This window comes from Streptomyces sp. A1277, from assembly GCF_004795015.1.
Classification (GTDB): domain Bacteria; phylum Actinomycetota; class Actinomycetes; order Streptomycetales; family Streptomycetaceae; genus Streptomyces.
The window spans coordinates 38,756-58,971 of record NZ_SSBI01000041.1; the positions used below are offsets into that span (position 1 = coordinate 38,756).

Annotated in this window: 19 protein-coding genes and 1 pseudogene; 9 read left to right on the plus strand and 11 right to left on the minus strand. The window is 73.7% G+C overall.

What is annotated here, in order from left to right:
• Positions 1 to 5 precede the first annotated feature (5 nt).
• Positions 6 to 788: pseudogene (locus tag E6R18_RS24680) on the minus strand (thioesterase family protein).
• 155 nt (positions 789 to 943) lie between these two features.
• Here E6R18_RS24680 and E6R18_RS24685 point away from each other — a divergent pair.
• Positions 944 to 1,543 (plus strand): sigma-70 family RNA polymerase sigma factor, encoded by a 600-nt coding sequence (locus tag E6R18_RS24685; RefSeq protein ID WP_136319098.1) that lies wholly within the window; start codon positions 944 to 946, stop codon positions 1,541 to 1,543.
• Complete coding sequence (locus E6R18_RS24690) at positions 1,540 to 2,151, plus strand: hypothetical protein (RefSeq protein WP_136319099.1); 612 nt, start codon at positions 1,540 to 1,542, stop codon at positions 2,149 to 2,151. Before E6R18_RS24685 ends, E6R18_RS24690 begins: the two co-directional genes overlap by 4 nt.
• A 7-nt stretch (positions 2,152 to 2,158) precedes the next feature.
• Here the strand turns inward: E6R18_RS24690 and E6R18_RS24695 are convergent, their stop codons facing one another.
• Entirely contained in the window at positions 2,159 to 2,590 is a 432-nt protein-coding gene (locus E6R18_RS24695) for a Zn-ribbon domain-containing OB-fold protein (protein ID WP_136319100.1), read from the minus strand.
• Positions 2,587 to 3,039 carry a DoxX family protein gene (locus E6R18_RS24700; protein WP_136319101.1) on the minus strand — a complete coding sequence of 151 codons (453 nt, stop codon included), beginning with the start codon at positions 3,037 to 3,039 and terminating at the stop codon, positions 2,587 to 2,589. Before E6R18_RS24700 ends, E6R18_RS24695 begins: the two co-directional genes overlap by 4 nt.
• Before the next feature lie 210 nt (positions 3,040 to 3,249).
• On the opposite strand from E6R18_RS24700, the gene E6R18_RS24705 reads away from it, so the two are divergent.
• Positions 3,250 to 4,440, plus strand: coding sequence for an NAD(P)/FAD-dependent oxidoreductase (locus tag E6R18_RS24705; RefSeq protein WP_136319102.1), 1,191 nt, complete (start codon positions 3,250 to 3,252; stop codon positions 4,438 to 4,440).
• Between the two features lie 96 nt (positions 4,441 to 4,536).
• On the opposite strand, the gene E6R18_RS24710 is transcribed toward E6R18_RS24705, so the two are convergent.
• Positions 4,537 to 6,021, minus strand: coding sequence for an MFS transporter (locus E6R18_RS24710; protein ID WP_136319103.1), 1,485 nt, complete (start codon positions 6,019 to 6,021; stop codon positions 4,537 to 4,539).
• Positions 6,022 to 6,137: 116 nt separating this feature from the next.
• Here E6R18_RS24710 and E6R18_RS24715 point away from each other — a divergent pair, with 116 nt between their 5' ends.
• The 3 genes from E6R18_RS24715 (at position 6,138) to E6R18_RS24725 (ending at position 10,049) form a co-directional block, all read left to right on the plus strand.
• The gene (locus E6R18_RS24715; protein WP_136319104.1) at positions 6,138 to 6,647 is read left to right on the plus strand and encodes a MarR family transcriptional regulator; all 510 of its coding nucleotides are present in this window, start codon (positions 6,138 to 6,140) and stop codon (positions 6,645 to 6,647) included.
• Between the two features lie 176 nt (positions 6,648 to 6,823).
• A complete protein-coding gene (locus E6R18_RS24720) occupies positions 6,824 to 9,052 on the plus strand; it encodes an acetate--CoA ligase family protein (protein WP_136319105.1) in 2,229 nt (742 codons plus the stop codon).
• Between the two features lie 157 nt (positions 9,053 to 9,209).
• Positions 9,210 to 10,049: an enoyl-CoA hydratase-related protein gene (locus tag E6R18_RS24725; protein ID WP_136319106.1), complete on the plus strand. Its 840-nt coding sequence runs from the start codon at positions 9,210 to 9,212 to the stop codon at positions 10,047 to 10,049.
• A gap of 61 nt (positions 10,050 to 10,110) precedes the next feature.
• Here the strand turns inward: E6R18_RS24725 and E6R18_RS24730 are convergent, their stop codons facing one another.
• Positions 10,111 to 10,362 (minus strand): hypothetical protein, encoded by a 252-nt coding sequence (locus E6R18_RS24730; protein WP_136319107.1) that lies wholly within the window; start codon positions 10,360 to 10,362, stop codon positions 10,111 to 10,113.
• Between the two features lie 136 nt (positions 10,363 to 10,498).
• On the opposite strand from E6R18_RS24730, the gene E6R18_RS24735 reads away from it, so the two are divergent.
• Positions 10,499 to 11,110 carry a flavin reductase family protein gene (locus tag E6R18_RS24735; RefSeq protein WP_136319130.1) on the plus strand — a complete coding sequence of 204 codons (612 nt, stop codon included), beginning with the start codon at positions 10,499 to 10,501 and terminating at the stop codon, positions 11,108 to 11,110.
• A gap of 41 nt (positions 11,111 to 11,151) precedes the next feature.
• Here the strand turns inward: E6R18_RS24735 and E6R18_RS24740 are convergent, their stop codons facing one another.
• Together E6R18_RS24740 and E6R18_RS24745 are read right to left on the minus strand one after the other, a co-directional pair.
• Positions 11,152 to 12,471 (minus strand): MFS transporter, encoded by a 1,320-nt coding sequence (locus tag E6R18_RS24740; protein ID WP_136319108.1) that lies wholly within the window; start codon positions 12,469 to 12,471, stop codon positions 11,152 to 11,154.
• A 93-nt stretch (positions 12,472 to 12,564) separates the two neighbouring features.
• Entirely contained in the window at positions 12,565 to 13,842 is a 1,278-nt protein-coding gene (locus E6R18_RS24745) for an MFS transporter (RefSeq protein ID WP_136319109.1), read from the minus strand.
• A 104-nt stretch (positions 13,843 to 13,946) separates the two neighbouring features.
• Between E6R18_RS24745 and E6R18_RS24750 the strand changes: the two genes are divergently transcribed.
• The gene (locus E6R18_RS24750; protein ID WP_136319110.1) at positions 13,947 to 14,939 is read left to right on the plus strand and encodes a helix-turn-helix domain-containing protein; all 993 of its coding nucleotides are present in this window, start codon (positions 13,947 to 13,949) and stop codon (positions 14,937 to 14,939) included.
• A gap of 23 nt (positions 14,940 to 14,962) precedes the next feature.
• Here the strand turns inward: E6R18_RS24750 and E6R18_RS24755 are convergent, their stop codons facing one another.
• Positions 14,963 to 16,012: a Zn-dependent alcohol dehydrogenase gene (locus E6R18_RS24755; RefSeq protein WP_136319111.1), complete on the minus strand. Its 1,050-nt coding sequence runs from the start codon at positions 16,010 to 16,012 to the stop codon at positions 14,963 to 14,965.
• 249 nt (positions 16,013 to 16,261) lie between these two features.
• Positions 16,262 to 17,182: an SDR family oxidoreductase gene (locus E6R18_RS24760; protein ID WP_136319112.1), complete on the minus strand. Its 921-nt coding sequence runs from the start codon at positions 17,180 to 17,182 to the stop codon at positions 16,262 to 16,264.
• Between the two features lie 83 nt (positions 17,183 to 17,265).
• Here E6R18_RS24760 and E6R18_RS24765 point away from each other — a divergent pair, with 83 nt between their 5' ends.
• Entirely contained in the window at positions 17,266 to 18,192 is a 927-nt protein-coding gene (locus E6R18_RS24765; RefSeq protein WP_136319113.1) for a cyclase family protein, read from the plus strand.
• 22 nt (positions 18,193 to 18,214) lie between these two features.
• On the opposite strand, the gene E6R18_RS24770 is transcribed toward E6R18_RS24765, so the two are convergent.
• On the minus strand, positions 18,215 to 18,766 hold the full coding sequence (locus E6R18_RS24770; RefSeq protein ID WP_240799841.1) for an ATP-binding protein: 552 nt from the start codon (positions 18,764 to 18,766) through the stop codon (positions 18,215 to 18,217).
• Between the two features lie 416 nt (positions 18,767 to 19,182).
• Positions 19,183 to 20,208: an acyl-CoA dehydrogenase family protein gene (locus E6R18_RS24775; protein WP_136319131.1), complete on the minus strand. Its 1,026-nt coding sequence runs from the start codon at positions 20,206 to 20,208 to the stop codon at positions 19,183 to 19,185.
• Positions 20,209 to 20,216: the final 8 nt, after the last annotated feature.

A 20,216-nucleotide genomic window follows, 5' to 3' on the forward strand; every position in this document is an offset into this window, starting at 1 on the left:
TCCCCCTACAGCGGGCGGACGGTGAGGATCTGCTCCGCCCGGCCGACGGGGCCGTTGACGTCGTGCAGGACGGTGCTGGTGAGGCCCTGACCGGTGGGGCCGAAGACGACCGTGGTGTCGAGGCCGGTCCAGCGGCCCTCGGGCTGCCGGTGCAGGTGGATCGTCAGGTCCACATTGGGGAACATCCACTCGGTGGGCTGCTCGCGCACGGCGATGCCGTTGGCCGTGTCGACCAGCGCGACGTACGACGCCAGCGGGCCGGCGGCCTCGCCCGCGACCAGGTCCAGCGGGGTGGAGATCCAGGCGGTCGTGCGGCCCGGCAGCGGCGGCGCGAGCGGGCGTACGTCGAGGGACGCGATGTAGCCGCCGGGTCAGAGGTCGGCCATCGGCCAGGGCGCGAGCGCCTCCGGCGGGGTGAGCCGCCCGGCCTCGCCGTCGGCGACGGCGGTGGTGTCCACGGGGGCGAGCGACCAGGCCCTGGCCCGTACGACCGGACGGCCCGCGATGAGGGCGACCGCCTCCACCAGCTCGATGGTGCGGCCGGGCCGGACGGTCTCGACGCGGATCTCGCACTCGTCCAGGGCGAGCCGGCCGAGGATGTCGAAGCCGACCCGCGACAGCAGCAGGCGCTCGCCCGGCCGGTCCGCGAGGTGGCGCTCGATGGCGTGGACGAGCAGGCCGCCGAGCGGACTGAAGTGCACCTCGTCCGTGCTCCACGCGCCACTCGCGTGGGCGGTGGGCTTGTAGTGGTGTGCGTCGATGCGCTCGTAGTAGCTGCCGGTGTTCAACGGATGATTCCCTCACGGACGTGCGGATCGGGGGACAACAGCCTGACACCGCCCGCGTGTCCGCCGGTAGCCGGGCCCGGCGTGACGCTTGTAACGCATGGGCCGCGGGACGCCAAGAGGAGATGAGGCCACAGCAGTCGATCCGAGGAGCTTCTGTGAGACATCCACCGGCCACCTACGAGGTGGCGAAGATCGGCGAGGACCCGGAGGCGTTCGAGCTGTTCTACCGGGCGCACGTGCAGGCCATACTGCGCTACGCCACCCGGCGCAGCCGGGACGCGTACGCCGCGTCCGACCTGACCGCCGACGTGTTCCTGGCGGCGATCGCCGCCGCTCCCGGTTACCGCGAGGAGCTGGGCAGCCCCTCCGCCTGGCTCCACGGCATCGCCCGCAATGTGGTGGCGGCCGAGCGGCGGCGGGCCGCCCGGACGTGGAACGCCGAGAGCAGGATCGCCGGGCGCCGGCTGCTGGACGAGGACGACATCGCGCGGCTCGAAGACCGCATCGACGCCGAACGCGACGGCACCGCGCTGCTGGCCGCCATGGCGGCGCTGCCGGCCGGTCAGCGGGCGGTGCTCGAACTCGTCACGGTCGACGGCCTGACCGTCCCCGAGGCCGCCGCCGCACTCGGCATCAAGCAGGTGACCGCGCGCGTCCGCCTGCACCGCGCCCGCCGCGCGCTGCGGGACACGTTGACGCCCGCTCCCCCGGAATCCCTTCCGCATCCCTCGTCCTTCGCCGTGGAGGCCCGATGAAGACCGAACGCTTCGAAGACCGTCTGCTGCACGCGCTGAAGGAGCACGTGGCGCAGAACGCCCACCGGGCGGGCACCGCCGAGGTGGTCCGTACGCGATCCGCCGGCGGGCGCTGGGCCCGCCGGGTTCCGCTCACCCTCGCCGCCGGTGCCGCGGCCGCCGCGCTGGCCGGCACGCTCGGCCTCGGGCAGTCCGCGCCCTCGGCCCCGGGCTCGTCCACGCGCGTCACCAACGCCGCCTACACGCTGGAGAAGGACAAGGCCACCGGCCGGGTCAGGCTGGTCATCGTGGACCCGTCCGGGGAGATCGACGTCGAGACCATGCAGCGGAACCTGGCGGCCATGGGGGTACGGGCCAGGGTGCTGCTGGGCGAGCCCGACTGCGCCAACCCGTCCCGCTCGAAGCCCGGGGCGAAACTGCCGTTCCACCTGGGCGGCCCCCAGGACGGCGAACCCACCCTCGTCGTGGCCCCTTCCCTCATCCCCGCCGGCCACACCCTGGTCATCGGTCTCGCCGTGCGCCGGCACTCCCTGGAGAAGATCGCGGCCGGGATGACCCGGGGCGACGGCTCGGACTGCGTACCGGCGCCCGCCGCCACGGGGTCGTAGGGCCGGGTCAGGGCCGGAACACCGCCACCGCCTCGCGCCCCTCCTCCCGGCGGAACGTCACCCGCAGCTCCATCCCGATCGCGAGCGCGCCCTCCTCGCACTCCACCACCTGCGTCATCATGCGCGGCCCCTCCGCCAGATCGACCACGGCGGCGACGTACGGCACGCGGGCGCCGAACGGGGGCAGGTCGTTGCGGTGGACGACGGACCAGGTGTAGAGCGTGGCCCGGCCGCTCGCGCGGACCCACTCGCCGTCCTCGCTCCAGCAGTACGGGCAGAACTCGCGCGGGTAGTGGTGCGCCCGGTCGCAGGCCCGGCAGCGGCGCAGCAGCAGCAGCTGCCCCTCGGCCGCGGCGTCCCAGTAGGGCCGGGTGAACGCGTCGGGCTCGGGGAGGTCGTGGCGGGGGGCGGCGGGCGGGGTGGTCGGGGTGGCCGTCACAGGAAGAGTCCGATCGCGTGGTCGAGGGACCAGGTCTGCCAGGACATCGCGAACAGGGCGACCAGCGAGATGAGCGCCATCATCGCGTTCTGCCCCTGCTCGGCCCAGTCGTGGATCATCAGCACCAGGTAGAGGAGGTTGAGCAGGAGCCCGCCGACGAGGGCGACCGGGGTCAGGAAGCCGGTGACCAGGCCGAGGCCGAGGGCGAGTTCCGCGTACACGACGACGTACGCCATGGCCCCGGGGTGCGGGGCGACGGTCCACTCGAAGCCGCTGCGGACCACCGGCCAGCGGTGCTCCCGGGCCACGTCCGCCGCCCATGCGATGCCGGTGCCGCGCTCGAACCACGCCTTCCGGTCCTTGTGGCGCCAGCTCTCCAGCCACCACAGGCCGAGTCCGATGCGCAGAACGGCGAGCCACTGGGCCCCGTCGAGCCAGATCGTCCGCATGGCGCCTCCCGTTGCACTGAAACTGACGGTACGTCAGTTCACCTGACGGGGACGCGCAGTGCAAGAGGTGCGACCACACGACCGACGAGGGCACACGGCGCGAGGGGTGCGACCGCCTACCGCACCCGCGTTCGAGAGCGTGATCAATTCGCAATCGATTCCGGTCTTGACCGAGACCCATCAAGGAGTCACGCGATTACGCTCCGAAGCATGTCCGACAGCGCACCTACCGCCGGTAGCACTTCCCCGGCCCCCACCGACCTCACCGAGGACCGTCCCGTCTACGTCATCGGCGGCGGCCCGGGCGGCCTCGCAGCGGCGGCCGCCCTGCGCGCGCGGGGCGTACGGGCCGTCGTCCTGGAGAAGTCCGGGAGCGTCGGCGCGTCCTGGCGGGGGCACTACGACCGGCTGCACCTGCACACCACCCGGCGCTGGTCCGCGCTCCCCGGACTGCCGATGCCCCGCAGGTTCGGGCGCTGGGTCTCCCGCGACAACGTGGTCCGCTACCTGGAGAAGTACGCCGAACACCACGAGCTGGAAGTGGTGACGGGCGTCGAGGTCTCCCGGATCGACCGGGCGGCCGACGGCAGCGGTTGGCGGCTGAGCGCGAGCGGCGGCCGCGAACTGACCGGGCGGGCCGTCGTCGTGGCCACCGGCTTCAACCACACCCCGAGCCTGCCCGACTGGCCCGGCCGCGAGACCTTCACCGGCGAGCTGCTGCACGCCTCCGGCTACCGCGCCCCGGCCCCCTACGCCGGCAAGGACGTCCTCGTCGTCGGCGTCGGCAACACGGGCGCGGAGATAGCCGTCGACCTGGTGGAGGGCGGGGCGTCACGCGTACGGCTCGCCGTGCGCACCGCCCCGCACATCGTGCGCCGCTCCACGGCCGGATGGCCCGCGCAGGCGACCGGCATCCTGGTGCGCCGGCTGCCCGTCGCCCTGGTGGACCGGGCCGGGCGCCTGATGTCCCGTATCGCCGTCCCCGACCTCGCCGAACACGGGCTGCCCCGGCCGGACACGGGCCTGTACTCGCGCGTGAAGGAAGGCGCCATTCCGGTCCAGGACGTCGGGCTGATCGACGCGGTGAAGCGCGGCCGGGTGGTGCCGGTGGCGGCCGTCGAGTCGTTCGACGAGGACGCGGTGGTCCTGGCGGACGGCACCCGCCTCACCCCGGACGCGGTGATCGCCGCGACGGGCTACCGGCGGGCCCTGGAACCGCTGGTCGGCCACCTCGGGGTGCTGGACGCCCGGGGCCGCCCGGTGGTGCACGGCGGCCGCACCCCGAAGCAGGCCCCCGGCCTGTACTTCACCGGCTTCACCAACCCCATCAGCGGCATGCTCCGCGAACTGGCCCGGGACGCCGAGAAGATCGCCGGGAAGGCGAGCCGCAGGGAGCGCTGAGCGGGCGAGGCGCTGAGCGGGCGAGGCGCTGAATGGGCGAGGGGCCCGGGGCCGCTCCCGGTGAGCGGCCCCGGGCCCGGGCTCTCACCCGGTGAGCTATCGCTCGGTGCCGGAGCCCACGGCGGCCGGCTCCGGGGCGATCCCGTGCTGCTCCTCCTCCGGGCGGCCCTTCGCGGGCAGCAGGAAGGTGATGGCGAGGAAGGCCACCAGCAGACACGCCTGGACGATCAGCGCGCGGTGGAAGCCGCCGGTGAAGTCACCGGCCCCGGCCCGGTCGAAGAACACCGAGCCGAAGACCGCGACGCCGATGGAGCCGCCGAGCGCCTGGACCGCCGAGAGCACGCCGGAGGCGGAACCGATCTCGTCGTCGTCGACCGCGGCGAGGATGAAGCTGAACAGGGCGGCGATCACCATGCCCGCGCCGACGCCCGCCACCGTCACGCCGGGGACGATGTCCCAGATCGAGAACGAGGACGCGTCGAGGCCGTCGAGTTCGAACCACAGCACGGCCGCACCGGCCAGCTGCACCAGCGGTCCGATCTGGAGCACCTTGCGGCCGATCCGCTCCGCGAGGAACGCGCCGCTGACCGCTCCGCCGATCGCGGTCCCCACCGCCAGCGGCAGGTTGCCGAGCCCCGCCTCGCCCGCCGTGAAGTGCCGGCCGATCTGGAGGTAGAGGGTCAGCACGAGCTGCGTGCCGATCAGCCCGCCGAAGAACAGGGCGATGCCGCCGAGACCGACGGTGAAGGCCGGCTTGCGCAGCAGGCCCGGGGTCACCAGCGGCTCGCGGCCCGCGGCGGCCGTACGGCGCTGCTGCACGGCGAACAGGGCGAAGCCGATCGCCGACGCGGCCATGCACAGCCACGTCCACAGCGGCCAGCCCTTCTCCTGCCCCTGGTTCAGCGGCAGCACCAGCAGGGCGCAGGCCGCGACCACCAGGGCCGCACCGGCCATGTCCACCCGCACCGCGCGGTCGCCGGGCTTCTTCGGCACGAACCGCGCGGCGACGATCAGCGCCGCGAGCCCGATGGGCAGGTTGACCAGGAACACCGACCGCCAGCCCAGGCCGAAGAAGTCGCCCTCGATGAGGAAGCCGCCGAGGACGGGGCCGACGATGCCGCCCAGGCCGAGGACGGGGCCGAAGATCGCGAAGACCTTGGTGAGCTCCGGACCGGAGAAGTTCTCCCGCAGCAGGCCGAGGCCCTGCGGGAGCAGCATCGCCCCGGCGGTGCCCTGGAGCAGCCGGAAGGCGATCAGCGACCCGATGCCGGGCGCGACCGCGCACAGCAGCGAGCTCGCGGTGAAGGCCGCCAGCCCGATCAGGAACATCCGGCGCCGCCCGTAGCGGTCACCGAGCCGGCCGCCCAGCACCAGGCCCGCGCCCAGGGTCAGGGCGTAGCCGCCGATCACCCACTGCAGGCCGACGGAACCGGCACCGAGGGATCTCTCCAGGTCCGGGCCCGCGACATTGACGATCGACGCGTCCAGGAGGTCCATGATCTCCGCGACGATCATCACCGCCAGAATCAGCCACCGGTACGGCTGGGGCGTCGCGCCGGGGGCGGGGGACGGATCAGACACGCTCGATACCTCCATCGTGAAGTAGTTCCACCATGAAGGTAAAGTGGTGGCGGTAGGTTGTCAAAGCGGGGCGCCGACGCGAACCGCGCGGCGGAGGAAGAGGCGAAGGGGCACCCATGGAGGAAGCGATGGGCGACGGCGTCGCGGAGCGGCGCGAGCGGCTGATGGAGGCGCTGCGGGTCCACGGCGGCCACTACGCCGAGCTGAGCCGGCGCTTCGCCGCCTGGCTGGGCCTGCACTCCACCGACGCGACCGCCGTGCTGGAGATCGCCGCCGCCGAGGAGCGCGGCACCCCCCTGTCACCGGCGCGGCTGAGCGAGCGCATCCCCCTGTCCACGGGAGCCACCACCGCGCTGCTGAACCGCCTCGAAGCGGCGGGGCACATCACCCGCGTCCGCGAACACTCCGACCGGCGCGTCATCACCCTGCGCAGCGGGGGGCACATCCAGGAACGGGCGGACGAGTTCTTCGGCCCGCTCGCCCGCCGCCTCGACGCCACCATGTCGCACTACCCGCCCCGGCTCCTGGAGCAGTTCGAGGCGTTCATGGCCGACCTGAACACCACCATGGACACCCACCTCACGGAAGAGGGCACGGCGGCGCGCCGCTCCCCCGACACCCCTTGACGGCCGGCCCCCGCGACCGGCCCGCCCGCCTCCCGTCCGGGCGCCATCCCATCATTTCTTCGCACACCCATTCCTGACGGCCCGTCAGTTCAGTAACCTGACAGAGTGTCAGCTTCGGACACCGGCCGGGCGGCTCCACGCGCCCGGCGGACCTTCGAGCAGGAGTGGGCGGAACGATGCTTGGATCGACTCACGGCACCCTCACCACCGACTTCCGCGCCAGGGTGGTGGCCTGCGGCGAGGAGCCGCGCGCCGCCGTCCACAGCAGAGCGTCCATCGCCCCGGAGGGCGACCTCGACGTCAGCGGCCGGCCGCTGCACGCCCCCGTCCCGGACCTGGACCGCTTCTTCCGGCCCGAGTCCGTCGCCGTCATCGGGGCGTCCGACACCGAGGGCCGGCCCAACACCGGCATCACCCGCCAGCTCATCGCCTGGGCCGAGCGCGTCGGGGCGCGGCTGCATCCCGTACACCCCACGCGCGCCTCGGTCTTCGGACGGGCGTGCTCTCCTTCCGTCGCCGCCCTGCCGGAACAGGTGGACCTCGCGGTGCTGCTCGTCGGCGACCCGCTCCCCGTGATCGAGGAACTGGCGCAGGCGAAGGTGCGGTTCGCCGTCGCCTTCGCCTCCGGGTTCGCCGAGACCGGCGAGAAGGGGGCCGCCGCCCAGGCACGGCTGGCCGCCGCGGTGGAGCGGTCGGGGCTGCGGCTGCTCGGCCCGAACACCAACCTCAACGCGTTCGAGGAGTTCCGCGACGACCTCGAAGGGCCGGCCATCGCCCTGATCACCCAGTCCGGCCACCAGGGCCGCCCCGTCTACACCCTCCAGGAGCTGGGCGTACGCCTCTCCCACTGGGCGCCCACGGGCAACGAGGCGGATCTGGAGACCGCCGACTTCATCGCGTACTTCTCGCAGCGCCCCGAGGTCGGGGCCATCGCCTGCTACATGGAGGGGCTCAAGGACGGGCGCTCCTTCCTGCTCGCCGCGGACCGGGCCGCGCGGGCCGGGGTCCCCGTGGTAGCGGTCAAGGTGGGGCGTACGGAGGCGGGGGCCAGGACGGCCGCGTCACACACCGGCAAGCTGACCGGCGCCGACGAGGTGGTCGACGCGGCGATGCGGCAGTTCGGCGTGATCCGCGTGGACGGCCTGGACGAACTCCAGGACACCGCCGCCCTCCTGGCCCGGGCCCGCACGCCGCAGGCCGAGGGCGTCGTCGTCTATTCGATCTCGGGCGGCACGGGCGCGCACTTCGCGGACCTGGCCACGGGCGCCGGCCTCCGCCTCCCGGAGCTCTCGGCGGCCAAGCAGGCCGAGCTGCACACCTGGATACCGGACTACCTGAACGTGGCGAACCCGGTCGACAACGGCGGGCACCCGGTCGGCGACTGGCGCGGCCGGAAGATCATCGACGCGATCCTGGCCGACCCCGCGGTGGGCGTGCTGATCTGTCCTATCACCGGCCCCTTCCCGCCGATGAGCGACCGGCTCGCCCAGGACCTGGTGGACGCGGCGGAGGCCACCGACAAGCTGGTGTGCGTGGTGTGGGGGTCGCCGGTCGGCACCGAGGACGCCTACCGCACCACGCTCCTCGGCTCGTCCCGCGTCGCCACCTTCCGCACCTTCGGCAACTGCATCACCGCCGTGAGGGCCTACCTGGACCACCACCGCTTCGCCGCCTCCTACCGCTCCCCCTTCGACGAGGCCCCGCGCACCCCGTCGCCCTCGTTCCGCAAGGCGCAGGCACTGATGCGCCCGGGCCACCAGCTCAGCGAGCACGCGGCGAAGCAGCTGCTGCGGGCGTACGGAATCCGGGTGCCGCGCGAGCAGTTGGTGACGAGCGCCGCCGCGGCCGTCCGGGCGGCGGGGCTCGTCGGCTACCCCGTCGTCATGAAGGCGTCCGGCGCCCACCTCGCCCACAAGACGGAACTGGGCCTCGTCAAGGTCGGCCTCACCTCGGCCAGCCAGGTCCGCGACGCCTATCGCGAGCTCACCGACATCGCCCGCTACGAGGACGTCGGACTCGACGGCATCCTGGTCTGCCAGATGGTGGAGCGCGGCGTCGAGATGATGGTCGGCGTCACCCGGGACCCACTGTTCGGCCCTACGGTGACGGTCGGACTCGGCGGCGTGCTCGTGGAGGTGCTGCACGACGCGGCGGTGCGGGTGCCGCCGTTCGGCGAGGAGCAGGCGCGGGACATGCTCGGCGAGCTGCGCGGCCGGGCCCTGCTCGAAGGCGTGCGCGGCGGGCCGCCGGTGGATGTGGACGCCCTCGTGGAAGTCGTCCTGCGGGTCCAGCGGATGGCGCTGGAGCTGGGCGACGACCTGGCCGAGCTGGACATCAACCCGCTGATGGTGCTGGGCCGGGGGCAGGGGGCGGTCGCCCTGGACGCGCTCGCGGTGTGCCGCTGACCGGGCGCGCTCGCCCGCACCGGCCCGGGGCGCGCTCGCTCGCACCGGTCCGGGGCGCGGGGCCCTCGGCCTGTCGCCCCGGTCCTGGGCGCGGGCTTCCGTCCTCGAACGCCGGACGGGCTGGATGAGCCCGTCCCACCTGCTCAGGAGCTGTCTCATGTCGTCCTCCCCCGAAGACACCACCGACCACGCCGACCCGTCCGGGCCGCTTGGTTCATTGATACTCCACGCCACTGACAACGGGGTCTCGTGGATCACCCTCAACCGCCCCGAGGCGATGAACGCCCTCACCCGGGACCAGCGCGAACGCGTCATCGCGCTGCTCGCGGACGCCTCCGCCGACCCCGCCGTCCGGGCCGTCGTCCTCACCGCCACCGGCCGCGGCTTCTGCGCGGGCGCCGACCTGCGCGGCGCCCCGGCCACCGGCGACCGGGTGCCGGGGGATGTCGCCCGTACGATCCGGCTCGGCGCGCAACGGCTCGTCGCGGCGGTCCTGGACTGCGAGAAACCGGTCCTGGCGGCGGTCAACGGCACGGCGGCCGGCATCGGCGCCCATCTCGCGTTCGCCTGCGATCTGGTCCTGGCCGCCGCGTCGGCGAAGTTCATCGAGGTGTTCGTACGCCGCGGCCTCGTGCCCGACGGCGGCGGCGCGTATCTGCTGCCCCGGCTGGTCGGGCCGCAGCGCGCCAAGGAGCTGATGTTCTTCGGCGACGCGCTCCCGGCGGCCGAAGCGGAGCGCCTGGGCCTGGTCAACCGGACCGTCCCGGACGAGGAGCTGGCCGCGACCGCCCGCGCCTGGGCCGAACGGCTCGCCGCCGGTCCCACCCGCTCGATCGCCCTCACCAAGCAGCTCGTCAACGCCTCCCTGGACACCGACCGCACCACGGCGTTCGCCGCCGAGGCCATGGCCCAGGAGATCAACATGACCACCCGCGACGCCCAGGAGGGCGTGGCGAGCTTCGTGGAGCGGCGGACGCCGACGTACCGGGGGGTCTAAGGCCCCCGTCACCGGGTCAGCGTGTACCAGCCCGGTGTGTCCAGGTCGCCGTACTCACGGTTCAGCTCGGGGTGCTCGGGCGGAACGGCAGGAGGAGCGGGCTCCCCCCGGGCCCGTCCGGCGGTGCGGGCGCCTCGGCGGTGAGTTCCGCGAAGCCGCCGACCTCGACGCCGGCCAGCGCGCCCACGAACAGCGCGGCCGCACCGGCCAGGATCGACCGGCTGGACCACACGGGCGGCGGGCCGGACGGCACCTCGGCGCGTCCCCGCGCCCCCCACGGTTTCCGCGTGTCCCACGCGGCATTCCTGGCCATGTGAGCCCCCCTCCACCGGGCATTCTCACCCGGGCCGCCTCACGCCCGGCGAGGGGGGCGCCGAAACGGTTCCGCCCCGACCCTTCCAGTCTGACGCTCCGTCAGTTCCAATGGAGGCGTGATGGGACACGCAGGCATGGCCGCAACCGCCGTCCGCTACCTCAGGTCCACCGGCGCCGCGACGACCGCCGCCGCACCGGTGCCGGTCGATCCGCTGCCGCGCCCCGATCTGCGGGCCGTCGCCGCCGATGAGCGGCCGCCGGTCGACGCGGGTGAATTCCGCCGGGTCCTCGGCCACTTCGCCAGCGGGGTCACCATCGTCACGGCCCACGATCCAGGCACCCCCGGCGGGCCGGCCGGCTTCGCCTGCCAGTCGTTCGCCTCGCTCTCGCTCGACCCCCCGCTGGTGGCGTTCATGGTCGCCCGTACGTCCACGACCTGGCCGCGCATCGCCCGCGCCGGGGCCTTCTGCGTCAACATCCTGGGCGCGGACCAGGGCCCGCTGTGCCGGGGGTTCGCGGTCAGCGGGGCCGACAAGTTCGCCGGGGTGGGGTACGCCCCCGCCCCGGCGACCGGTTCGCCGCTGCTCGACTCCGTGCCCGCCTGGGTCGACTGCCGCGTCCAGGCCGTCCACACCGGCGGCGACCACCTCATCGTGGTGGGCCGGGTGGAGGCCCTGGGGGCGACGGCCGGAGGGGAAGGGCCCCTGCTCTTCCACCGGGGGGCGTTCGGGCGCTTCGACGGCTGAACGGCTCACGCCACGAACGCGGCCTTCACCGGCTGAACGGCTCACGCCACGAACGCGGCCTTCACCGGCTTCCCGGCCCGGCGGATCACCAGCACCATCAGCGCCGCCACCGCGCACAGCGCCCCGGCCGCGTACCAGACCACGTCGTACGTGCCGAAGTAGTCCCGCGCCACCCCGCCCAGGAAGGCGACGAGCGCGGCGCCCACCTGGTGCGAGGCCAGGACCCAGCCGAAGACGATCGCGCTGTCCTCCCCGTACTGCTCCCGGCACAGGGCCAGGGTCGGCGGGACCGTGGCGACCCAGTCCAGGCCGTAGAACACGATGAAGAAGACCATCGGCGGCTCGACGGTCGGCTGCATCAGGAGCGGCAGGAACAGCAGGGACGCGCCGCGCAGCGCGTAGTAGACCGCCAGCAGCCGGCGGGCGTCGAAGCGGTCGGTGAGCCAGCCGGAGAAGACCGTGCCGATGACGTCGAAGATCCCGATGACCGCGAGCAGCGAGGCGGCGGCGGTGATGGGCATGTGGTGGTCGTGCGCCGAGGGTACGAAGTGCGTGCGGATCAGGCCGTTGGTGGAGGCGCCGCAGATCGCGAAGGACCCGGCCAGCAGCCAGAACGGTCCCGTGCGGGCCGCCTGGAACAGGACCCGCACGGCCCGGCCCGCCGCCCCGCGCGTGGGCGCGGGCTTCTCCACGTACTCCCCGCCGTACGGGGCGAGCCCGACGTCGGCCGGGTGGTCGCGCATCAGGAACCAGACGAACGGGACGACGACGAGGGCCGCCAGCGCGACGGTCACCGAGGCCGGGCGCCAGCCGTGCCGGTCCACGATCCAGGCGCACAGCGGCAGGAAGACCAGCTGGCCCGAGGCGCCGGCCGCGGTGAGGACGCCGGTGACCAGGCCGCGCCGGGCGACGAACCAGCGGTTCGTGACCGTCGCGGAGAAGGCCAGCGCCATCGAACCGGTGCCGAGCCCGACGAGGACGCCCCAGTAGAGCATCAGCTGCCAGGCCGCCGTCATCCACACGCTCGCCAGCGCCCCGGCCGCGACCGCGCTCAGCGCCACGGCCACCACCCGGCGGATGCCGAACCGGTCCATCAGCGCGGCGGCGAACGGTGCGGTGAGACCGTACAGCGCCATGTCGATGGAGACGGCGAGCCCGATCTGGCCGCGCGACCAGCCGAAGTCGTCCTGGAGGGGATCGAAGAGCAGACCGGGCAGGGAGTTGAAGGCGGCGCCCCCGATGATCGTCACGAAGGTGACGGCGGCGACGATCCACGCGCGGTGGACGCGGCGCCGGCGGGGCGCGTCGGGGGCGGTCGGCAGCGGGGCGACGGGGACGGCGCTCTCGGTTGTCGGATTCACGCGCCCAGCATCCGGTCGCGGAGTCCGCCCCCACGAGTGGCCCGAGGGACACGGTTCGCAAGGATCGGGCCACGCCGTCCCGCCGGGACCCGGTCAGCCGATGCGTTCCAGGCGGCGCACCGGGCGGGCGGCGAGCAGGACGCCCACCGCCAGCATGTTGATGACCGCCCCGGCGAGCAGCACCTCCGCCGTGCCGACCCGGTCCGCGACGGGGCCCGCGAGCGCCCGGCCCGCCGCCAGCATCAGCAGGGAGCCCGCCACGTCGTAGGCGTGCAGCCGGTTCAGCGCCTGGGGCGGTACGTGCGTCTGGACCGTGGTCGACCACATCACCAGCCAGAACGCGGATGCCGCGCCCGCCACGAACTGCCCCGCGCCCAGGGCCGGTACGGGCAGCCCGAGGCCCAGCACGATCAGGTTCCCGCACACCCCGGTCAGCGCGACGGCGCCCGCCGCGAGGGGCCGGCGCGGGCGCAGGCGCAGGGCGAGCAGGCCGCCGACGACACTGCCGGCGCCGTTCACGGCCATCATCACCCCGTACGTCCCCGAGCCGTGGGCCTCGGTGACCTCGACGGCGGTGAGCGGGAGCATCGGGCCGAGCACGGCGAAGCCGTACACCGTCCAGACGGCTATCACGCCCCACAGCCAGCTGCGCGCGGTGAACTCCCGCCAGCCGTCGACCAGTTCCGCGAGGAACGAGCCGCGCGGCGCCTCGTCCGAGGGGGCCGGGGCCAGGCGCAGCAGGAAGAGGCAGATCCCGGAGACCAGGAACGTGGACGCGTTGGCCGCGTAGACCGCCCCGGCGCTCGCCAGGCCGACGAGCACGCCCGCGAAGGCCGGGCCCGCCATGGTCATCAGCGCCTCGGAGACCCGCAGTACGGCGTTGGCGCGCTGGACGTCCGCCGCCACCCTCGGCACGGTGGAGGCCACGCCCGGCTGGAAGAGCGCCGCCCCGACCCCGGCCACCGCGCTCAGCGCGTACACCGCCCACAGCGGCGGGTTGCCGGTGGCGAACGAGACGGCGAGCGCCGAGGCGCCGACCAGCCGCAGCGAGTCGGCGATGATCATCATGCGGCGTGGCGTGAACCGGTCCGCGAGGACGCCGCCGAAGAGCACGAACAGCGCGAGCGGCCCCATCCAGGCCGCGAGGGCGTACCCGACCGAGGAATGCGGGCGCCCGGCCCCGAGCAGGCCCGCGGTGAGGGCGACGGGGATCATCCCGTCCCCGAAGAGCGCCGCGGTCCGGGCGACGAAGAACAACCGGAAGTTACGGTTCCAGAGCCGCTGGGGCTCCGCGAACAAGGGCGGGAGAGGGGACGCGAGGGGGGTCGTACCACCCGGGACGCGCTCGTGGTCCGTGGCGGGAATGCACACGGAGTCTGCAGACTTTTCCTTCACACCGATGACATGTATCAGCTTATGGTCTATACCAGCTAGGTGCTTTTCGTCGGGACCAGCCGGGCTGAAGGGAGGCCGTTGTGCCGCACCGGGTCGTCGTTCTCGCCCTCGATGGGCTGCTCCCCTTCGAACTGGGCATCCCCCAGCGGATATTCGGGCTCGCCCGCGCCGCCGAGCCGCAGGCCCGGGGCCGGAAACTGTACGACGTCGCGACCTGCTCGGTCCGGCCGCCCGGCCCCGTCCGCACCGACGCGGACTTCACGATCACCGTCGAGCACGGGCCCGAAGCCCTCGCCACGGCCGACACGGTCGTCGTCCCGGCCAGTTACGAGCTGGGCCCCGTCCACTCCGAGGGCCGGCTGACCGACGAGCTGGCCGCCGCGTTCGCGTACATCCGGCCCGGCACCCGGATGGTGTCCATCTGCACCGGCAGCTACGTCCTGGCCGCCGCCGGCTGCCTCGACGGGCGCCCCGCCACCACGCACTGGGCCTCCGCCGACCACTTCCAGCAGCTCTTCCCCGCCGTCCGGGTCGACCCCGACGTCCTGTTCATCGACGACGGCGACGTCCTGACCTCCGCCGGGGTCGCCGCCGGGATCGACCTGTGCCTGCACATGGTGCGCCGCGACCACGGCACCGCCGTCGCCAACGACGTCGCCCGCCGCACCGTCGTACCGCCGCACCGCGACGGCGGCCAGGCGCAGTACATCCAGCGGCCCGTCCCCGACACCCAGTTCGCCACGACGACCACCGCCCGGGCCTGGGCGCTGGCCCGGCTGGAGCGGCCGATCCTGCTGCGGGACATGGCCCAGCAGGAGTCGATGAGCGTACGGACGTTCACCCGGAGGTTCCGCGAGGAGGTCGGCGTCAGCCCCGTGCAGTGGCTGACCCGGCAGCGGGTGGAGCTGGCGCGCCGGCTGCTGGAGTCCACCGACCTGTCGATCGACCAGGTGGCCCGCGACGCGGGCTTCGGCACGTCCACCTCGCTGCGGCAGCACCTCCAGGCGGCGCTGGGGGTCTCCCCCACGGTCTACCGCCGCACGTTCCGCTCGGCGGCCGGGAACCGGGCGTAGCCCGCCCCTTCGGAACACCGGTCTCAGAACACCAGCACGCCCCGGGCCACCCGCCCGTGGTGTGCGTCGTCCACGGCCGCGGCGAAGTCCTCCACCGGGTAGGTCGCGGTGACCAGTTCGTCGAGCAGCAGCCGGCCCTCCCGGTACAGGTCCGCGTACAGCGCGATGTCCCGCTGCGGGCGCGAGGAGCCGTAGCGGCAGCCGAGGATCGACTTGTCCAGGTACATCGAGGACACCAGGAACGACGCCTCGGCCGTCGCCGCCGGTACGCCCAGCAGGACGGCCTGCCCGTGCCGGTCGAGCAGGTCGATCGCGGTCCGGATCAGCTCCGTGCGGCCCACGCACTCGAAGGCGTGGTCCACGCCGTCCGGCAGGATGTCCCTGACCTCCTCGGCCGACGTCAGGAAGTGCGTCGCGCCGAACCGGCGGGCCACGGCCTCCTTCTCCGGGTTCGAGTCCACCGCGACGATCGTCAGCGCACCGGCGATCCGCGCGCCCTGGATCACGTTGAGCCCGATCCCGCCCGTCCCGATCACGAGCACGCTCTCGCCCCGGTCGACCTTCGCCCTGTTCAGTACGGCTCCGACTCCCGTCAGCACCCCGCAGCCGATCAGGGCCGCGGAGGTGAGCGGCAGGTCCTCGGGGATCTTCACCGCCTGCACGGCCTTGACGATCGTCTTCTCCGCGAACGCGGAGTTCGACGCGAACTGGTACAGCCGCTCGCCACCCCGCGTGAACGGCCGGCCCGGCCGCCCGATCGCCTTGCGGCACATCGTCGGCCTCCCCCGGTCGCACTGCGCGCAGGCGCCGCAGGCGGCGAGCGTGGACAGCGCGACGTGGTCGCCGGGGGCGACGTGCGTGACGCCGGGCCCGACGGCGTCCACGACGCCGGCGCCCTCGTGGCCGAGCACGACGGGCGGCGGGAAGGGGATCGTGCCGTCGATCACCGACAGGTCGCTGTGACAGATGCCTGCGGCGGCGATGGCGACCCGGACCTCGCCCGGGGCGGGGTCCCGTACCTCCAGATCGTGCACGACCTCGGCCCGCTTGCCGTCGAAGACGATGCCTCTCATGTGCGGCTCCTTTGATTGGGGGTCAACTCAAGCCCCTGCGGCGATTGAGGAGCGGTGCGCCAAACCAAGCCCCTCCGGTGACTGAGGAGCGGGGCACCAAACCAAGCCCCTCCGGCGACTGAGGAGCGGGGCGCGAAACCAAGCCCCTCCGGCGATTGAGGAGCGGGGGTTCGGGGGCGGAGCCCCCGGGGCGCTGGCCCGGACCCCCTCCTCAATCGCCGGAGGGGCTGAAAATCGGCCCCCGCCGATTCACGCATTGGGGCGGGATTTCGCGCGCGCCGCCTCCGCCATCTCCTCCAGCCGCGCCAGCATCGGCATCGGATCCACCCCCACCGTCCCCGGCAGGAAGTCCGCGATGCGCTCAGGGGTCCAGGCCGCCGCCCCCTCCGTGTACGCCGCGCGCAGCTCCCTCGGCTGGGCCCAGACCGCGATCTTGGGGCCCGCGATCGTGTACACCTGCCCGGTGATCCCCTCCGCGCGGGCGCGCTCGCTCAGCAGGTAGACGACGAGGGCCGCCACGTCCTCCGGCTCGCCGATCTCCTTCAGCTCCATGGGGACGTTGGCGGACATCCGGGTACGCGCCACCGGCGCGACCGCGTTCGCGGTGACGCCGTACTTGTGGAGGCCGAGCGCCGCGCTGCGGACGAGCGAGATGATGCCGCCCTTGGCCGCGCTGTAGTTCGCCTGGGCGACGCTCCCCTGGTGGTTGCCGCTGGTGAAGCCGATCAGCGTGCCCGTGCCCTCCTGCTTGCGCATGACGGCCGACGCGGCCCGGAAGACGGTGAAGGTGCCCTTGAGGTGGGTGGCGACGACGGGGTCCCACTCGGCCTCGGACATGTTGAACAGCATCCGTTCGCGCAGGATGCCGGCCACGCAGACGACGCCGTCGATCCGCCCGTACCGTTCGAGCGCGGTGTCCACGACCCGCTGCCCGCCGGCCATCGTGGAGATGTCGTCCGCGACGGCGACCGCCTCGCCGCCCGCCGCCTCGATCTCCTTGACGACGGACTCGGCTATCCCGCTCGCCGGTTCGCCGCCCTCGATGGAGACGCCGTAGTCGTTGACGACGACCTTCGCGCCCTCCGCCGCCGCCGCGAGCGCGACGGCCCGGCCGATGCCGCGCCCGGCACCGGTTACGGCGACGACCTTGCCTGCCAAGAAGTTCCCCATGCCCGGCCCCTTCCCGCGGTTTCTGACGGACCGTTAGATTCTACGGGCCATCAGGTCCACCCGCACAAGCCCCAGGAGGCGCCATGTCACTGCCGGCCGTGTTCCACGACCTCGCCCAGCGCGTCAACAACTGGGGGCGCTGGGGCGCGGACGACGAGATCGGGACGCTCAACCTGATCACCGACGAGGTGGTCCGGGAGGCCGCCGCCACCGTCCGCGCGGGGCTGCGCGTACCGCTCGCGCTGCCGCTCCAGCAGGACGGGGTGCAGAGCGGCCTCGTACCGGGGCGGATCAATCCGCTGCACACGATGGTCCAGATCAACCAGGAGCTCTTCGGCCCCGGCACCGTCGCCACCAGCGACGACTCCGCCGTCCTGAGCCTCCAGACGGCCACGCACTGGGACGCGCTGACCCACGCCTCGCACTCGGGAAAGATCTACAACGGGCGCCCGGCCGGCACGATCACCGCGCACGAGGGCGCCCGGTTCAGCGGGATCGGCACCATGCCGCCCGTCGTCTCGCGCGGCGTGCTCCTCGACGTGGCCCGGGCCCACGGCGTGGACCGGCTGCCCGGCGGTCACGCGGTCACACCGGAGGACCTTGAGGCGGCGGAGGAGCTGGCCGGGGTGCGGGTGCGGGCAGGGGACGTCGTCCTCGTACGCACCGGGCAGGTGCAGGTGTATCTGGCCGGGGACAAGAACGGGTACGGCTACCCGTCGCCCGGCCTGTCGATCCGTACACCGGAGTGGTTCCGCGCCCGCGACGTCGCGGCGGTCGCCAACGACACGCTGACCTTCGAGATCTTCCCGCCGGAGATCGAGGACCTGTGGCTGGGCGTGCACGCGCTCGACCTGGTCGAGATGGGCATGCCGCAGGGCCAGAACTGGAACCTGGAGGCGCTGTCCACCGCCTGCGCCGAGGAGGGGCGCCACGGCTTCCTGCTCTCGGCCATGCCCGAGCCCTTCACCGGCGCCACCGGCACCCCGGTCGCCCCCGTGGCCGTGCTCTGACCCGGGGGCACCGCACCGGAGGCTAGGGCGTCACCGCGCGCGACGGGTCGTAGCCCACCGCCGCCGCCTCGCGCCCGCACGCCTCGCAGCCCGCGCCGTCGCACTCGCCGGACGCCTGCGCGCCCACGCCGTGGGCACCGGGCTGCATCTGGACCTGGATGAGCGGGATGCCCCGGTCGACCTCGCACCAGATCCGCTTGCCCGCGCCCTCGGGCTGCCAGCCCCAGCGGTCGGCCAGGCCGTCGACCAGCTCCAGGCCCCGGCCACCGGTGTCCTCACCGCGAGCGTGCCGCTGCTGCGGCGGGCGGCAGCTGGCGTCGGCCACCTCGACCCGTACGGTCCCGGCGTTCCCCGGGGCGCCCGTCGAGCCGAACAGCATGCGCAGCACGGCCGGACAGCCGGTGTGCACCACCGCGTTCGTCACGAGTTCCGAGATCAGCAGGATGAGCGTCTCGGCCAGCGGCTCGTCGTCTCTCACGCCGGACCCGGCGAGCCGTGAGCGCGCCCATCTGCGGGCCCGTCCGACCTCCGCGGGGTCGGGCCCGACCTCCAACTGAACCTGAAGCACCTGCACCGCTCACACCATCCGAACCGGCGGACACATCGCCTCGCGCCTCCTCAGGGTCACGGAACGTGATTCCCTTACAAGACAGCATGGTTGACGTACAGTCACCGCAACAAGCGCTTCGGGCATATTCCAGCGCGAAGGAGTACGCGTAGTGCATACTGTGCGACGCACGTTGCGGAGAGTCGAACAGTGACGCCGCACGCGCCGGGAAAATCTCTTCCCGGCAGGCCCGGCCCCGCTGTGTGGACCGCGAGCGGCACACCTCGCGCGGACCCGGGGCGCCGCACAGGCCGCACCCGGACCGCCAGGTTCCAGAACCACTCGCATCCAACGGAGCGTACCCGAGCCCGGCGCCGACTCCACCCCGTGACGAATCACGCAAAGGACACAAGCCGGTATCGGCGGGCGCCGATCGCGCTGTGTCACTCCGCAGCGTGAAGCCAAGGGGTGGGACGCGTCACGTGCGTGCGCCGGGCACCCACCGGCTCCGCCCGGCCGAGCCCGGCGGCCAGCTCCTCCTCCGCGTCCGCCGCCGCCAGCCACTGCCCCGCCCGCAGCCAGGCCCGCTTGAGGCGGAGGTGAACGTCTGCCTCCCAGGTGAAGCCCATGCCACCCCACACCTGGAGGCAGTCGCGGGCATTGCGGACGGCCGCCTCGTCGGCGAGGAGCTTGGCCCCGGCGATCTCCGCCGGGTCGCCCGTCACGGCCGCCGCGTAGACCGCCGCGCGGGCCGTGCCGACGCGCACCAGCATCTCGGCGCACAGGTGTTTGACCGCCTGGAACGAGCCGATCGGCGCGCCGAACTGCTCGCGGTCACGGGCGTGTTGGACCGCGTCCTCCAGGCTGCGGGCGGCGCTGCCGAGCTGTTCGGCGGCGGTCAGCAGGGCCCCTTCGCGGCGCAGCCGCGCCCCGCCGCCGGACACCGGCTCGCCCTCGTCCGCGTGCGCGGTCAGGTCCGCCGGCCGCCACAGCGGCGTGCCCGGGTCGAGCGAGCGCACCGGCCGCGCACCGTCCCGGACCCGCCGCAGCGCCCCGCCGGTCAGGAGGCGCGGCCGGCCCCCGGTCAGGACGAGCAGCGCGTCGGCGTCCGCGAGGTGCGCCACCGGCTGCCCCGCCTCCGCCAGCGCGACCACCGCCTCGCCGTGCGCGGCGCCCTCCACGGCGGCGGCGGCCAGCTCGGTGGCGGCCAGGGGCCCGGGCAGCAGGGCCCGCCCCAGCTCCTCGAACAACAGTACGGATTCCGGCAGGCCGAGGCCCACCCCGCCCGCCGCCTCGGGCAGCCGCAGCGCGAAGAACCCGGCCGCGCCCAGCTCCGCCCACAGCGCGCGGTCCACACCCCCGCCGCCGTCGTGCGCCGCCCGCATCCGGTCCCGGCCGAAACGGCCCGCGAGCAGCTCCGCGATGCCCGCCCGCAGGGCCCGCTGGTCGTCCGAGAGCTGGAAGTCCACGGGTTCGC

Bases quoted from the DNA above. Each gene is read 5' to 3' on its own strand.
- E6R18_RS24715 (WP_136319104.1), top strand. From the start codon at position 6,138: ATGGAGGAAGCGATGGGCGACGGCGTCGCGGAGCGGCGCGAGCGGCTG.
- E6R18_RS24755 (WP_136319111.1), bottom strand. From the start codon at position 16,012: ATGAGAGGCATCGTCTTCGACGGCAAGCGGGCCGAGGTCGTGCACGAT.
- E6R18_RS24735 (WP_136319130.1), top strand. From the start codon at position 10,499: ATGGCCGCAACCGCCGTCCGCTACCTCAGGTCCACCGGCGCCGCGACG.
- E6R18_RS24730 (WP_136319107.1), bottom strand. From the start codon at position 10,362: ATGGCCAGGAATGCCGCGTGGGACACGCGGAAACCGTGGGGGGCGCGG.
- E6R18_RS24705 (WP_136319102.1), top strand. From the start codon at position 3,250: ATGTCCGACAGCGCACCTACCGCCGGTAGCACTTCCCCGGCCCCCACC.
- E6R18_RS24700 (WP_136319101.1), bottom strand. From the start codon at position 3,039: ATGCGGACGATCTGGCTCGACGGGGCCCAGTGGCTCGCCGTTCTGCGC.
- E6R18_RS24720 (WP_136319105.1), top strand. From the start codon at position 6,824: ATGCTTGGATCGACTCACGGCACCCTCACCACCGACTTCCGCGCCAGG.
- E6R18_RS24760 (WP_136319112.1), bottom strand. From the start codon at position 17,182: ATGGGGAACTTCTTGGCAGGCAAGGTCGTCGCCGTAACCGGTGCCGGG.
- E6R18_RS24690 (WP_136319099.1), top strand. From the start codon at position 1,540: ATGAAGACCGAACGCTTCGAAGACCGTCTGCTGCACGCGCTGAAGGAG.
- E6R18_RS24725 (WP_136319106.1), top strand. From the start codon at position 9,210: ATGTCGTCCTCCCCCGAAGACACCACCGACCACGCCGACCCGTCCGGG.
- E6R18_RS24765 (WP_136319113.1), top strand. From the start codon at position 17,266: ATGTCACTGCCGGCCGTGTTCCACGACCTCGCCCAGCGCGTCAACAAC.